At 56.2% G+C, this 12,371-nt stretch carries 8 protein-coding genes and 1 pseudogene; 4 read left to right on the forward strand and 5 right to left on the reverse strand.

Annotation, left to right across the window (positions count from 1 at the left end):
- The coding region (locus GTA51_RS19170; RefSeq protein ID WP_160963997.1) for a peroxiredoxin family protein at positions 1-498 on the reverse strand (498 nt) is incomplete at its 3' end.
- 285 nt (positions 499-783) lie between these two features.
- Between GTA51_RS19170 and GTA51_RS19180 the strand changes: the two genes are divergently transcribed.
- Positions 784-987, forward strand: a complete 204-nt coding sequence (locus tag GTA51_RS19180) for a hypothetical protein (RefSeq protein ID WP_160963999.1) — start codon at positions 784-786, stop codon at positions 985-987.
- 541 nt (positions 988-1,528) lie between these two features.
- Here GTA51_RS19180 and GTA51_RS19185 read toward each other — a convergent pair.
- On the reverse strand, positions 1,529-2,236 hold the full coding sequence (locus GTA51_RS19185) for a DUF5131 family protein (protein WP_160964001.1): 708 nt from the start codon (positions 2,234-2,236) through the stop codon (positions 1,529-1,531).
- Between the two features lie 179 nt (positions 2,237-2,415).
- Between GTA51_RS19185 and GTA51_RS19190 the strand changes: the two genes are divergently transcribed.
- Positions 2,416-5,523 (forward strand): DEAD/DEAH box helicase, encoded by a 3,108-nt coding sequence (locus GTA51_RS19190; RefSeq protein ID WP_246198240.1) that lies wholly within the window; start codon positions 2,416-2,418, stop codon positions 5,521-5,523.
- Position 5,524: 1 nt separating this feature from the next.
- Positions 5,525-6,406 carry an SWIM zinc finger family protein gene (locus GTA51_RS19195; protein WP_160964003.1) on the forward strand — a complete coding sequence of 294 codons (882 nt, stop codon included), beginning with the start codon at positions 5,525-5,527 and terminating at the stop codon, positions 6,404-6,406.
- 531 nt (positions 6,407-6,937) lie between these two features.
- On the opposite strand, the gene GTA51_RS19200 is transcribed toward GTA51_RS19195, so the two are convergent.
- From GTA51_RS19200 to GTA51_RS19210, 3 genes are all read right to left on the reverse strand, one after another.
- The gene (locus tag GTA51_RS19200; protein WP_160964005.1) at positions 6,938-7,264 is read right to left on the reverse strand and encodes a hypothetical protein; all 327 of its coding nucleotides are present in this window, start codon (positions 7,262-7,264) and stop codon (positions 6,938-6,940) included.
- A gap of 344 nt (positions 7,265-7,608) precedes the next feature.
- Entirely contained in the window at positions 7,609-10,518 is a 2,910-nt protein-coding gene (locus tag GTA51_RS19205; RefSeq protein WP_160964007.1) for a DUF927 domain-containing protein, read from the reverse strand.
- 128 nt (positions 10,519-10,646) lie between these two features.
- On the reverse strand, positions 10,647-11,096 hold the full coding sequence (locus tag GTA51_RS19210; protein WP_160964009.1) for a hypothetical protein: 450 nt from the start codon (positions 11,094-11,096) through the stop codon (positions 10,647-10,649).
- A 550-nt stretch (positions 11,097-11,646) separates the two neighbouring features.
- On the opposite strand from GTA51_RS19210, the pseudogene GTA51_RS19215 reads away from it, so the two are divergent.
- Positions 11,647-12,371 (forward strand): annotated as a pseudogene (locus GTA51_RS19215) (hypothetical protein); the annotation flags it as partial.

Here is a 12,371-nt window from a genome sequence, read left to right on the forward strand (position 1 = left end):
GGGCTTGCGGCGCAGCACATAGAAAAAGGGCGTTCCCACTTGGCCGATGCGCTGGTGCACGGCAAAGTCCGCATCCGAGAACAGGGCAAAGGGGACGTTGAATTTTTTGCGAAAGATATCCACTTCCATATCGGAATTGCCGGCTCCGATGCCGATCAGCTTGATGCGCCCGCCTAGGGTCTGCTTGTCGATGAGGGCCTGCAGCGCATTGATGGTGGGCGCTTCGCGCTGGCAAAATGGGCAGTACATGCTGAAAATTTCGACCACGAGCACGTCGGCCTTGACCGTGCTGACGGGCGTGGGGCCGGTCTGGGAGGCCAGCCCCAGGGACGCGGTCAGTTCAGGGGAGATGGGGCCGATCAGCGGCACGTCGGGAAAGGGCGTGCCCTCGGCCAGGGGCGCTGCCCCGGGGGCTTCGGACGCTTCCACGGCCAGGGCCTGGGTGCCGACAGCCATGACCAAGACCAGGGCGGCAAGCGTTGCGAACAGTGCTTTCATGGTGTCTCCGGTGGGGCGATTTAGGCGGTCCCAGACCGCTATGTCACTCTATATAGCATTTCGCGGCTCGGGGCAAAGGGGTCAGGCGCTTTGGGCCGCGTCCAGAGCCTAGCGCACATCAGCGATGATGTCGTCGGCATCTTCGCAGCCAACAGACAGGCGCACCTGGGTGTCGCAGACGCCGATGACCAACGGTCATCCCGGGACATCTTGGCGTGGGAGGCGACAGCCGGAAAACAGGCCAGCGATTCGATGATGAAACGTCTAAGCGTGGGAGGAGTATCTATGTTCCGTTTCGTAGTCATCGCCTTGCTGGCCGCATGCCTGCTCGCCTTTAGAAACGCCTATGACCAAGACAATACGGCGCAAAAGGCGCTCGAGGCGCTGACTAAAACCCTTGACACCACCGATTCAGGAATCATACGCAACCTTCCTGGCGATGGAGCAAGTTGTCGTAAATCAAGAGGTCTACCACTGGCGCGTCCATGACCATGGCCGCGAGCTTGTCGCCGTCGGTGACCATCGCCTTGACCCCCTCGGCACTTATCGGCGTGAAAAGGGCGCCCCAATAAAAAGGGCGGCCGAAGCCGCCCACCCGACCAGAGCAATGCAGCCCCATCAGAACGCGCTGATGTAAGTCCCTTCGTCCCAATCTTCAATGAAAGCTGACTGGCTACTGCTCAGAAAGCTTGGACAAGCGATTGCGGCTTCAACATCTTCGCGAATATCGCCCAGGGGAGACAACTCCCATTGCCTCCCTTGGCTCTGCAGCTAAACTTTATTGCGCTTCTCTCTGTTGGTTATTAGCATACGGAATTTGTTGCTGAGCTCTACACGTTGCTTTGCCGTATTGAGATTCAGCAGCTTAAGGTAGTAGTATATTAAAGGCGGCGACATAAAGTGGTTTGTGTCGCTCATGGCAGTCGAAAGATAGTATGGACTGTATGTTGGATTGACAATTATTTCAGCGACTAATTTTCTGAGATGCTTAATGCTTGTTTTGTGTTTTTTGCTAGACATGATTACTTTCCTATTTCGGAATTTGATCCCATAATACGCCATCCAATGTTCTTCCTAATCGCTTGGCATTCTGTTTGTCCCACCGGGCGAAGTGGAACGGTACATTGCTCTTTACGCAGGCGTCGCGGATGGTTCTGACCCAGTCAATTTTCATTTCTCTTGCATACTTTGCAGATTCACCTCCAATGATGACCCAATCAATATTGTTAAAGTCAGGATCTGAAATAGGGCCGATGAGTGGCTCAAAGGCTATGAATCGATGTTTTGCTCCCAATGTTTTGAGATGCGATATGCGCCAGCAATAGTCCTGATTCTCGACGGACACTCCTGCCCAAATATTGTTGCTCCAGAGGACGCGGGCCGAGAGATCAACCAGTCTGTCTGAGTACTTTGTAAGCAGTTGAAAAGTATGCTGTGTGGCCTGATTCATGACTCCAAAAACATCATAGATAAATTGGTCTGGCACGGCAGGATGCAATAAATCTCCCATGGAATTTACAAGGATTCTTTTGCCCTTTTTCCAGTTTAGCGGTTGGTAGAGTTTGTGCAGATGCGTTTTGACAGAGAAAATTTCATCATACTCCTTGAATCCGATCCCATGTAATTTTTTGGCTGTTGTTTCTGCATAGCAATTCTTGCAGCCGGGACTTGTTTGAGTGCATCCTGTTGTTGGGTTCCATGATGCGTCTGTCCAACCAATTTTTGATATGCTTGACATCCATTGTCTCCCTGTAAAAGTTGCAAAAAATAGGAAATGTCCGTCTATAAGTATTATTTCTATATAACTTATGACAAATGAACAGAACCGTATGTCTCTTGTATTTTCTTCTGGAGGCTTGCGATAGTTGGTTCATCCTGCTACCCCTGCTGGCAATCGTAAGGGAGGGGCTTCAACTCATGCTTATCCTTCATGCCGCCCAATCCGATGTGGGGTTGCTCTTCTGGGGGGAAACCGCACTATCAAAGCCCATTCCAGGCACGCCAGCGGGATCTAGAAAGAAAGTGGTCCCGCAGCCATCACCATGCGCCGCCAGTCCGGAACTCCTCGAAGCGCTCCTGAAAAAGCATTTCAGGCTCATCGCTGACGCCACGCTTCTGATCGAAGCCGCCGCGTGGTTGCCCTCCACCCCAAAAGCCCCGGTTCCCTCGAGCCATTTGATCGGCGACCTCGAATCACCCGCCGCCTCACTGGTTCTTTCACCTTGGCTGACGCCTGCGTATTTGCTTGAAGGAGAAACGCTTCTCGCGGTCCTGTTTGGCTGCTGTTGCAAACGGACCTTGGCCCGGGGCGTCGTGATTGGAAATGACCTGGCGTATTGGGCGGAAATGATCCGATATGCGGGTGCACTTGTTGCCAGGCAGCAGTATCTGCCCAGTGTCCGGACTATCGGTGGCGACTTCCATGCCGTATGGGATCCGGTCATTGTCGCCGATGATCAGGAGCGCCTTTTCTCATGCGCCAAAGGAATGCCGCAATCGGCACGGGCACTGGCGAACCCGGATCAAAAAGGGCCGCCAACCACTGCGGCGGTGCAGGTTCTCACGTCCTTTTTGACAGATGCCGTGGACGCCTTGGTCAGGTCAGCCAACCGTGTTTCCGCGCGTCTGAAGGGGCGTCGGCCACGGCAGCCTGTGCCAGCACAAAGCGTTCACGATGCTTGGATGGCTGCGCTGGGGTCCGAGGAGGGCTTGATCGATTGGCCCAGAAAAGAGGTCGAGGCTCTTCAGAAGGATATCGTGCGGTGGAAGCGACCGGTGGCCATTTCCACGGCATCACCGGTTCGTTTATGCTTCAGACTGGAGGAACCGACCGCAGGCGCGTCTACCGGTAAGGACACGTGGCAGGTTTCCTATTTGCTGCAGCCCCATAACGATCGCAGCCTCCTCGTTCCTCTGGCCGACCTCTGGACCGCTAAAAAAGGAGCGGCCGGGGCCCTCAAGCATCTTGGCCCTAAGCCCAAGGAGTACGTTCTTGTTTCTCTGGGCCAGGCATCGGGCATTTCTCCGCATGTCGCGGCCAGCCTCAAGGGACCAGCGCCGAATGGCTTCCTTTGTGACACAAAAGCCGCCCATGAATTCCTCACCCAGACAGCCCCAGCGCTCGAACAAGCCGGATTTGGGGTCATGCTGCCTGCGTGGTGGACGCGCACCGGAACGAAACTGCGTCCCGTTGTCCGGGCTCATGTCGAGAGTCCGAAGTTCGCAGCTTCAGGAGGGCTTTCGCTCGACGCTATCGTGGAATTTAACTGGGAAGCCTCTCTCGGCGACGCCCGCATGAGCATCAAAGATCTGCTGGCCCTGGCCAAACTCAAGGCGCCGTTGATGCAGATTCGCGGGCAATGGGTTGAGGTCAACGCCGATGAGATCGCTGCCGCAGTGGCATTTTGGAAAAAGAAAGCAACTGAGACAGCCACCGTCCGCGATATCATCCATATGGCGCTTGGCGGCCAGGAAACCACACATGGATTCGCATTCGGAGGGGTCGAGGCGACCGGCTGGATCCAGGACTTTTTGAAGCAGCTTGAGGGGAAGGCCGCCTTTGAGGAACTTCCCGCGCCGGCGTCCCTCTCCGCCACGTTGCGTCCGTATCAGGTTCGAGGTTTTTCTTGGTTGTCGTTTTTGCGGCAATGGGGTCTGGGTGCGTGCCTCGCCGACGACATGGGCTTGGGCAAAACCATTCAGACCCTGACGCTTCTCCTTCAAGGCTGGGAGGCCAACGGGAAAAAGCCGAGTCTCTTGATCTGTCCGACATCGGTGGTCAACAACTGGGTCCAGGAGGCCGCTCGGTTCGCCCCTGGCTTGCCTGTCATGGTTCACCATGGAATAACCCGGAAAAAGGACGCCTCTTTTGAAAAGATTGCGCCGCAACACGCGCTGGTCATCTCAAGCTATGGCCTCCTCCAACGCGATGTCTCCCTGTTTGGCACGATCGCCTGGGGCGGCGTGATTCTGGACGAAGCGCAAAACATCAAGAACCCGGAAACTAAACAGGCCAAGGCGGCTCGTGCGATCACGGCCGACTTCCGTATCGCCTTGACCGGCACGCCGGTGGAAAACAATGTCGGCGACTTGTGGTCGATCATGGAGTTCCTCAACCCTGGTTTTCTGGGAAGCCAAGCTGAGTTCCGCCGACGATTTTTCATTCCGATTCAAACAGGCCGCGATCCAGAGGCCCCGGACAAACTCAAACGGCTGACCGGTCCCTTCGTTTTGCGCCGCGTCAAGACTGACAAGACAATCATCGCCGATCTGCCGGATAAGGTGGAGCGCAAGACTGTTTGCCATCTGACCAAGGAACAGGCGTCCCTCTATGCCGCCGTGCTCAAGGATCTGGAGAAAGTACTGGCCGAAGTTGACGGCATCCAGCGCAAGGGGATCATCCTGGCCACTTTGTCCAAGCTCAAGCAGGTCTGTAATCATCCGGCCCAATTTCTCGGCGACAATTCGGCCATCCCGGATCGGTCTGGGAAGCTTTCGCGGCTAACGGATATGCTCGAAGAAGTCGTCGAGGCTGGGGATAAAGCCCTGGTGTTTACCCAGTTTAAGGAAATGGGTGATATCCTCAAGGTTCACCTCCAAGAGACTTTTGGCCGGGAGATGCTTTTTCTGCATGGCAGCGTTACCAAGAACCAGCGCGATAAGATGGTTGAGCGCTTCCAAACAGGTTCCAGCGCCCCACCGATCTTCATATTGTCGCTCAAGGCCGGCGGCACGGGGCTCAATCTGACCAACGCCAACCACGTCTTCCACTACGACCGTTGGTGGAACCCTGCCGTGGAGAACCAAGCCACGGACCGTGCTTTCCGCATCGGGCAGCACAAAAACGTCCTGGTCCACAAGTTCCTGTGTGTGGGTACCCTGGAGGACAAAATCGACGCCATGATCGAACGCAAAAAAGAGGTCGCGGATACTGTGGTCGGCTCCGGCGAAGCCTGGCTCACCGAGCTTTCCAACGCCGAAATCAAAGATCTTTTTGCGCTACGCAAGGAAGCGCTGGAGGACTAGCATGGCTTGGTATTCTGGATATTTCCCGCCGTCCAAGCCGAGAGAGGCCAAGGGCGGCATCAAGGCCCAGAGCAAACGGGGCTCTTTCGGAGAGAATTGGTGGGCCAAACGGTGGATCGAGGTAATCTCCGGCTTCAACCTGGGGGCCAGATTGACCCGGGGTCGCAGTTACGCCCGCAGCGGGCAAGTCCTTTCAGTAGATATCGGCGTCGGCGCTATTTCGGCCAAAGTGCAGGGGTCGCGGGCGAAACCATATGCCGTCACCATGCGGGTCAAGACCTTGGCTCCAGCGGAATGGTCCAAGGTGGCCGGCGCGCTGTCCCAGGAGGCCGGCTATGTCGCGGCGCTGCTCGCCGGGCAAATGCCGGAGGCCCTGGAATCTGTTTTCAAAAAGGCCAAGGTGTCGCTTTTCCCGTCTCGGTACGAGGATCTGGTGACGGAGTGTTCCTGCCCTGACTGGTCGAACCCCTGCAAGCATATCGCCGCCGTGTACTTCCTGGTGGCTGAAGAATTCGACCGCGACCCATTCTTGCTTTTCAAACTCAGGGGCATGACGCGGGATGGGCTGGTGGAGATGCTGCAAGCGGGCGAGGATGCTGCAGAGGTGCAGGGCGTCCGTTTAGACTCGCAAAGCCCAATTGGGAGCAAGGGGAAGGGTGAGGCTCTCCCTGTCGATCCTCTGGCGTTTTGGGGCCAAGGAGAGGGCGTAGACGGAACATGGGGAGAGATCGCGGTGCCGGTCGTCTCGGCGTCATTGCCAAAAAGCCTGGGTGCTTTCCCGTTTTGGCGTGGACAGGAGGATTTTTTGTCTGCCTTTGACGCCTGGTATGATCTGGCCGCACAAAAAGGCCTGGAAATAGTTCTTGATGAGGGGCGCTCCTGACGAGCGCCCCAAGGCTACGATGGCGTGTAGAGTAGGGTTGGTCCCGCTAGAACGCCGTTCCCTTTATCCGCATACGGACAGCCTCGGCGAGCGAGCGCAGGCCTCCATTCGTCTGGAGGCAGTCTCCATCCGTTTGTGAGGGCGAAAGCTTCGTTGCCGTGCCAACTTGGGCTTCCCCGTTGCCATCCCTGCCAGGACGCCCCTTTCAAGTGAGGTCGCCAGGAAACCTGATCCGGGCGATCAACGCTTCCATGAGATCCTGGAGCTTGTCCCGGCGGCGGTTCGTCATCAGCAACCGCTGGAAGGGGAAAACTGGGTCGAGACCGTGTCAGCCTGAGGCGGTCGAATCTATCATTGCTCTGGGGGGTGGCCCAAGCACTTGGTCACGCCCCGGCCGGGCGCACCGATGAAAAGGGCGGCCGAAGCCGCCCCTGTCAATCCTGAACCTTCCACCAGTCCACACACCGATCGGGGTCCTCGACATGAACTTGAGGCCCAACCCAGCACAACTGTAGGCTCTGCCTATAGTCACTAGGACTCGCGCGGCGGCATAAACGGATCGTCGATGCCGATATCGAAGTCGAGACGGGAGCCCCAATTCTCATCGCCCTCATCGCCCCAGGGTGGCATGTCGGGGTCAACATGACCTCCATGTGGTGCCGCCAGCTCCGCAACCTCAAAAGCGTCGGGGATCTCATCCGGATCACAAGGCACCGGCCCCAGAATCTGGCTGACGTCCCCTTCCTTCGCTGCCTCACCCTGCTGCGCTGCATCCAGAGACTCGTAATCCTGGGTGGTTATGCCGAAGATTTCCTCAGGCAGTCCATAGCGTTCCAACATCTCTTCAAAAAACGTCATTTTTCCCTCCAGGGTGGATCCTGACCGTCCAGACCGATTCCTTACCATTTTTTTCTAAAAAATAGTTATTTTTTAAATAGTTACTGTTTCGTATGGACGGTATGGAAGGTATGGACGGATTTTTGGGATACCCCCCTAAGGGGGCAGATTTCGGGGTCATAGGAGACCTTCCCATTTCCCCTCTCCCCAAAAATACCACCTCCTCCGGGGTACCCATTTTTTTGTCCATACCGTCCTTACCGTCCATACCAAATATATAAATATTTGTTTTTATTATATTTTTTGCCGTTTTCTTGGTCAGGACCGGAATCCCCCCGGTCCTGACCGTCCATACCAGACCGCGCCTACCGCAGGGCCTCATCGTCTGAGATTCGCTTGTCGATTTTGGCAAGGTCCATGCCGAGGATGTCCGACAAGGTCGCCTTAGAAAAAACGTAGGCATCACATGGAGCATTCCCGATTCGGACGCTTCGCTGGAACCCCTTTCCAGACTTGGGCATTTCCAGCCATTTTCTGTCGCACCACGTCTTGATCAGAGCCGGCACTTCGAAGTTGGCATCCAGGACACGTTCCAGCGCTCCCTTTGTCACGGCGAATATTTTCCAATCACCAGGATTGTCCCACCGGCCAGCCCAGCCCTGGTTCGGTTCAACGGGGTTGCCATTACTGTCGACTTTGTGGCGGCCCCAGAACTTGGCTTGGTTCGCCACGGCCCACCCCCAAAGAGTTTTGACGGCCTCAGTCGCCTTGTCTGCGTCTTCAGCTCCCAGCACCACCGCCGGCCAAAGCTCGTCGAGAATGTCACGGATCGGGCGCGAAGGCTTCAACTCGGGCAGCGCGGCATGGATGAGGGGAATAGTGACGGCGAAGAAAGCCAGAATCTCGCTCAGGCGGTTTGCCACGCCGTTGTTGCCGGCACGATACGAGAAGGCACGCAGCATCTCAGCATATGCACCTCGCCAAAGCGGCCAATCGTCACGGTGGTCAAGGATGAATTGTACCACCTTTGGTCCGGCGTGGCCGTAGTTGTCCCTGGCCGCCATCTCCAGGCTCTTGACGAACTTTCCCTGGTCTCCATCCCCAAACGGCGAGCCCCACAGGCTCAAGACTCGAGCCTTCGCTCCTGCGTGACGCTTGGCGTAATCCACGGCACCCTGCTCCCCTGACGAAATCAGGATGGATTGCCACGTGCCGGTCACGCGCGTCCCGACGGTAGTCCCTCGACCCTTGCCTTTCCCGGAAACAAAGCGGTAGATCAAGTCGCCGACGGCATCTGCTGATTTTGCGTTCTTCGTGTCGTCGAGCATATCCGGCAGCCCATTCAGGAGAGCCGCCAGTCGCTCAAACCAGACGTCGGTCGCGTCCCAGGTATGCAACGCGCTGTTCGGCATGCGGTGATCAGGATTTCCCCAACCGCAAGCGCCTATTATTTGGGTCGTTGTTTTCCCTTTGGAGGTCTCGCCCGCGATGTCAACGACGAAATTAGCTGCTCGCAAGATGCGCAGGAAAGGCGCACAAAGAGCTGCCATGACCACGATGAAAACCTTTGTGAAGCTGTACAACAAGTTGGCCATGCCAACCCATGCGTCATAGGTTCCTTTTGCATGGAACCCCTGGGCGATCTGGGCATCACCAGTATCCTCGGCACGAAAAGCAACAGCATTAACCGACCCTTTTCCCGAGGGCGTCAGCAAGGTCACGCCCCAGAGGAATGCATCGTCGCTTTGCCAACCGAGGTGGCTGCTGCTTTTTTCCAAGGGTACCGTGCCCTTGTTCGCGACCTCGAAATCCTCAAGATAAAGGACCAACTGCCGAGCCGATAGGCTCGTCACCGGCAGCCCATAACTAGAAAGCTCCAAAATTTCGCGGACATCAGCAACAGTCCGGCGGCTTACAATCTGCCGATACCAGCGACGGTCTTTGTACCACCCCAATTCCATGAACTCGGTCCCAGCGTTGACGTCATGAGACCGGGCAACGATCACAACCGGCGCAGGACAGACCCGAACTGGGCAGGGGCCGTCGTCCCCGCCGTCCTCATAGCGCCAAATCCCCTCGTCGAGGCTGATGCCATACTGGGCCGGTATAACCGTGCCGTTGGGCACAGGCGCACCTGGTATGGCAAGCTCGGCGGCCACTGAGACTATGCCGAGTGCCTTGGAAGTACCAAGCAAAATGGGGCTCGTGACTTTGCCCCAGTACGAGCAGACAGAACAGAACATCTCCCCTCCGCAATTTGTGCGGATGTCGACGCAGGTTCTTGGCCCGGCGTTATTGACGGCATCTGCGATCTTCTTGTCGGTCTCTTGCGCTGAATACCCAGGGTAGGCCATGCTAAGGTCATGCGCCTTGGCGTGGCCATCCAGGCAACGTCCCACGACAGAAAGCGCGGCATACCATTCCGGTTGGGGCAGGCTTGCGGCATCTTCAACACAATGACGCAACCAGGTGCAACCCGAAACAATCTTGGCATAATCGGCTAAGGGGAACTGCTTGCGCTGGGCAGGCGCATTGGATTTGCTTTTCAACCTGGGGGCGGCCGCCGTGTTCGCAACGGGCGGAAGCGCTTGGGCGATTTCCTCCGGGGAATACCGGTTTCTGGGTTCATAGAAGATGACCTGGACCGGCCGAGGATTCGCAGGATCCTTCTGGTTCAGCCCCCCAGGAATGCGCAAGACGCGGTCCAAGTTGGCCGTCGAATCAAGCACGTACCCGCGTTGCCGGCCAAGTTCGTTGAGATGGCCCTGGAGCTGCATTGAAAGGGCTTTTGCAGCGTCCCGGTCACCGTCCGAAGCGAAGACCCAGGGTTTGTGCAACATCCATATGGGATACAAGCCCCCACCCGAATGCACGACCAGGGTTGGCAACAGCGGAAAGGAGAAAATCAAGGCCAGAGCCGCATCCAGGTCCGGTGGCAAATTCTTCTGCTTGTGCCCGGGGCCGGCAATGTCAGTGTCGTGCCAAAATCCCGAGATTGCGGTTGTCGTAGCCTCTTTGCCGCGACTGCGCGGACCGGTCTCCTCAGCTTGGAGGCCCATCTGGACATAAACGTTCTGGCCACTCTGCGTGAGGTCATAAACCGCTGTTGCAGCGGCATCGATCTCTGTCGCGGCCTTGAAATTGTGGGTTAATTTGTCGGGCAGGGTCCACAAATTGAGGATCCCATCCCCGGTGTAGCCGGCCCAAAGTACTTTTAGGAACTCTTCCGGCCCCATGATAATGGCCGGCGTGTTTGTCATTTCGGAATCGCTCATTAAAATTTCTCCATTAATGCACTAATCAAACGGCCCGTTAAGTATCATACATTGCAATTACGATATCAGTGTGCCTTTAACACCCCGGAGGAGTTATTGAGACCTCCTCCGGGGCGGCTCACCTAGGCCTAAATCAGGCTATAGCCCGTGACAAACTCATCAGCATCTTTATCACTTGTAAGCGCAACGTACATCAAGGTCGTGCTGTAATTGATCATCGCTGATATTGACTTCATCTTTTCGTTTTTTGCCAAGCCGGCGATGTCATAATACTGGAGGACAAGGACACTGTGCTCCACTTCGACGTCACCAACGTTATAAACACGCGACAGGAAAACGTGGGGGCAATACCCGCTCTCGCAGCGAGGATTTGAAATCAGGGGGGTGCGCTCGATCACATGGAAGGCACCGGACTCTTCGTCAGTGACCAAGAGTGAAACATTTTCCTTGCCGTTTTCGTATTCAATACGGTAAAAATCTGTAATCATCATGGCGTTAACCTTTTCTGTATGTCCGTCTAGCGGACTATAAAACGTTTCTACGCGTTTAACGCGCCACTCAACAGTGAGCATCGCCAACACCAATATCCAGCTACGCCAGCACAATACAATGCTGACTGACGCTAATACTGCCTAGTGTCGAGGCGTGGACTAATGTCGAGGCTGGCAATGAGAGGCTGGCAATGAGAGGCTGGCAATGAGAGGCTGGCAATGAGAGGCTGGCAATGAGAGGCTGGCAATGCTTTTGCTTCGACGCTACCTTAATAAATCACAAAACATGCACTGGCAAGAGGAATTGCAAAACTTTTTAAAATTTTTATTTCTGACAGCACTGCGCAGGGCCTTTCTCTGGAATATATCATTATACTCTGGCATGTTGAGACATATCGCCCATGTGCGCAGCCACGACACCCCGGCGTACTATGCTACGGTTTAAGCCAATTGTCCCTTGACAGACAGAGACCGCTTCTTACCGTCTGCCAAAATTAGACCCTGAGGTCGCCGTGACCGCATTGAGACGACCCATTGGACCTTTGCTCTCCCTCAGCGGAGGCTCCAGTGGGCACCCCCCTCCAGGCCGAACTCGGGCCACCCCTCTCCGTTAAGGACGTCGCCGATATTCTCGGCGTTGACCCGCGTACTGTTCGCAAGTATGCCGAAGACCTGGGCGGTGTCTGGGTTGCCGGACGCCTGCGGTTCTTTGACAACTACATCAGGAGTTTATGCGATGCCAGCGTTATGCAAACGCGGCGACGAACGCCGCTGGCGCGCCCAGATCAAAAAGGACGGCCGTCAGATCGCGATCAAGTGGTTCGGCCCCGGAAAAAGGGGCGGGCCGGAGTACAAAAAGGCACTTGTCTGGGAGGAGGAAACCAGAAAGACCCTGGAGAACCCGCCCGAGACGACAACCGATACGGCCTCCTGGACGGTCTTAAGCTGGGGAAACGCCCATCTTGACCATGCTAAGCGGCGCAACGCCAAGGGGACGTTTTCCGAAAAGGTGACCAGCTTTAAGGCCGTGGTCGAAACCTTCGGGGCGGGCTTCCCGGTCGAGGGGTTGACCTCCGCCGAAGCCATGCGGCACCTGGACCGCCAAGAAGAGACTCGGTCTGGGAACGCGGCCAACAAAGACCGCAAGAACCTGGCGCGAGGATGGGAATGGGCCAAAAAGATCCTCCCCAACTTCCCAGACTCCCCCAACCCGTTCAGGGCGGTGGAGCGCTACACTGAGATGCGGCATCCCCGGTATGTCCCGTCGGAGGTGGATTTCTTCAAGGTGTTGGCCAAGGCTGAAGGGCAGGACATGGTGATGCTGACGACGTTTCTGCATCTGGGGGCCCGGCGGGGGGAACT

The organism is Solidesulfovibrio aerotolerans (assembly GCF_009856865.1).
In the GTDB taxonomy this organism is placed as follows: Bacteria; Desulfobacterota; Desulfovibrionia; order Desulfovibrionales; family Desulfovibrionaceae; genus Solidesulfovibrio; species Solidesulfovibrio aerotolerans.

Coding starts and splice junctions, on each gene's coding strand:
- GTA51_RS19205 (WP_160964007.1), bottom strand. CDS start 10,518: ATGAGCGATTCCGAAATGACAAACACGCCGGCCATTATCATGGGGCCG.
- GTA51_RS19190 (WP_246198240.1), top strand. CDS start 2,416: ATGCTTATCCTTCATGCCGCCCAATCCGATGTGGGGTTGCTCTTCTGG.
- GTA51_RS19180 (WP_160963999.1), top strand. CDS start 784: ATGTTCCGTTTCGTAGTCATCGCCTTGCTGGCCGCATGCCTGCTCGCC.
- GTA51_RS19200 (WP_160964005.1), bottom strand. CDS start 7,264: ATGACGTTTTTTGAAGAGATGTTGGAACGCTATGGACTGCCTGAGGAA.
- GTA51_RS19185 (WP_160964001.1), bottom strand. CDS start 2,236: ATGTCAAGCATATCAAAAATTGGTTGGACAGACGCATCATGGAACCCA.
- GTA51_RS19195 (WP_160964003.1), top strand. CDS start 5,525: ATGGCTTGGTATTCTGGATATTTCCCGCCGTCCAAGCCGAGAGAGGCC.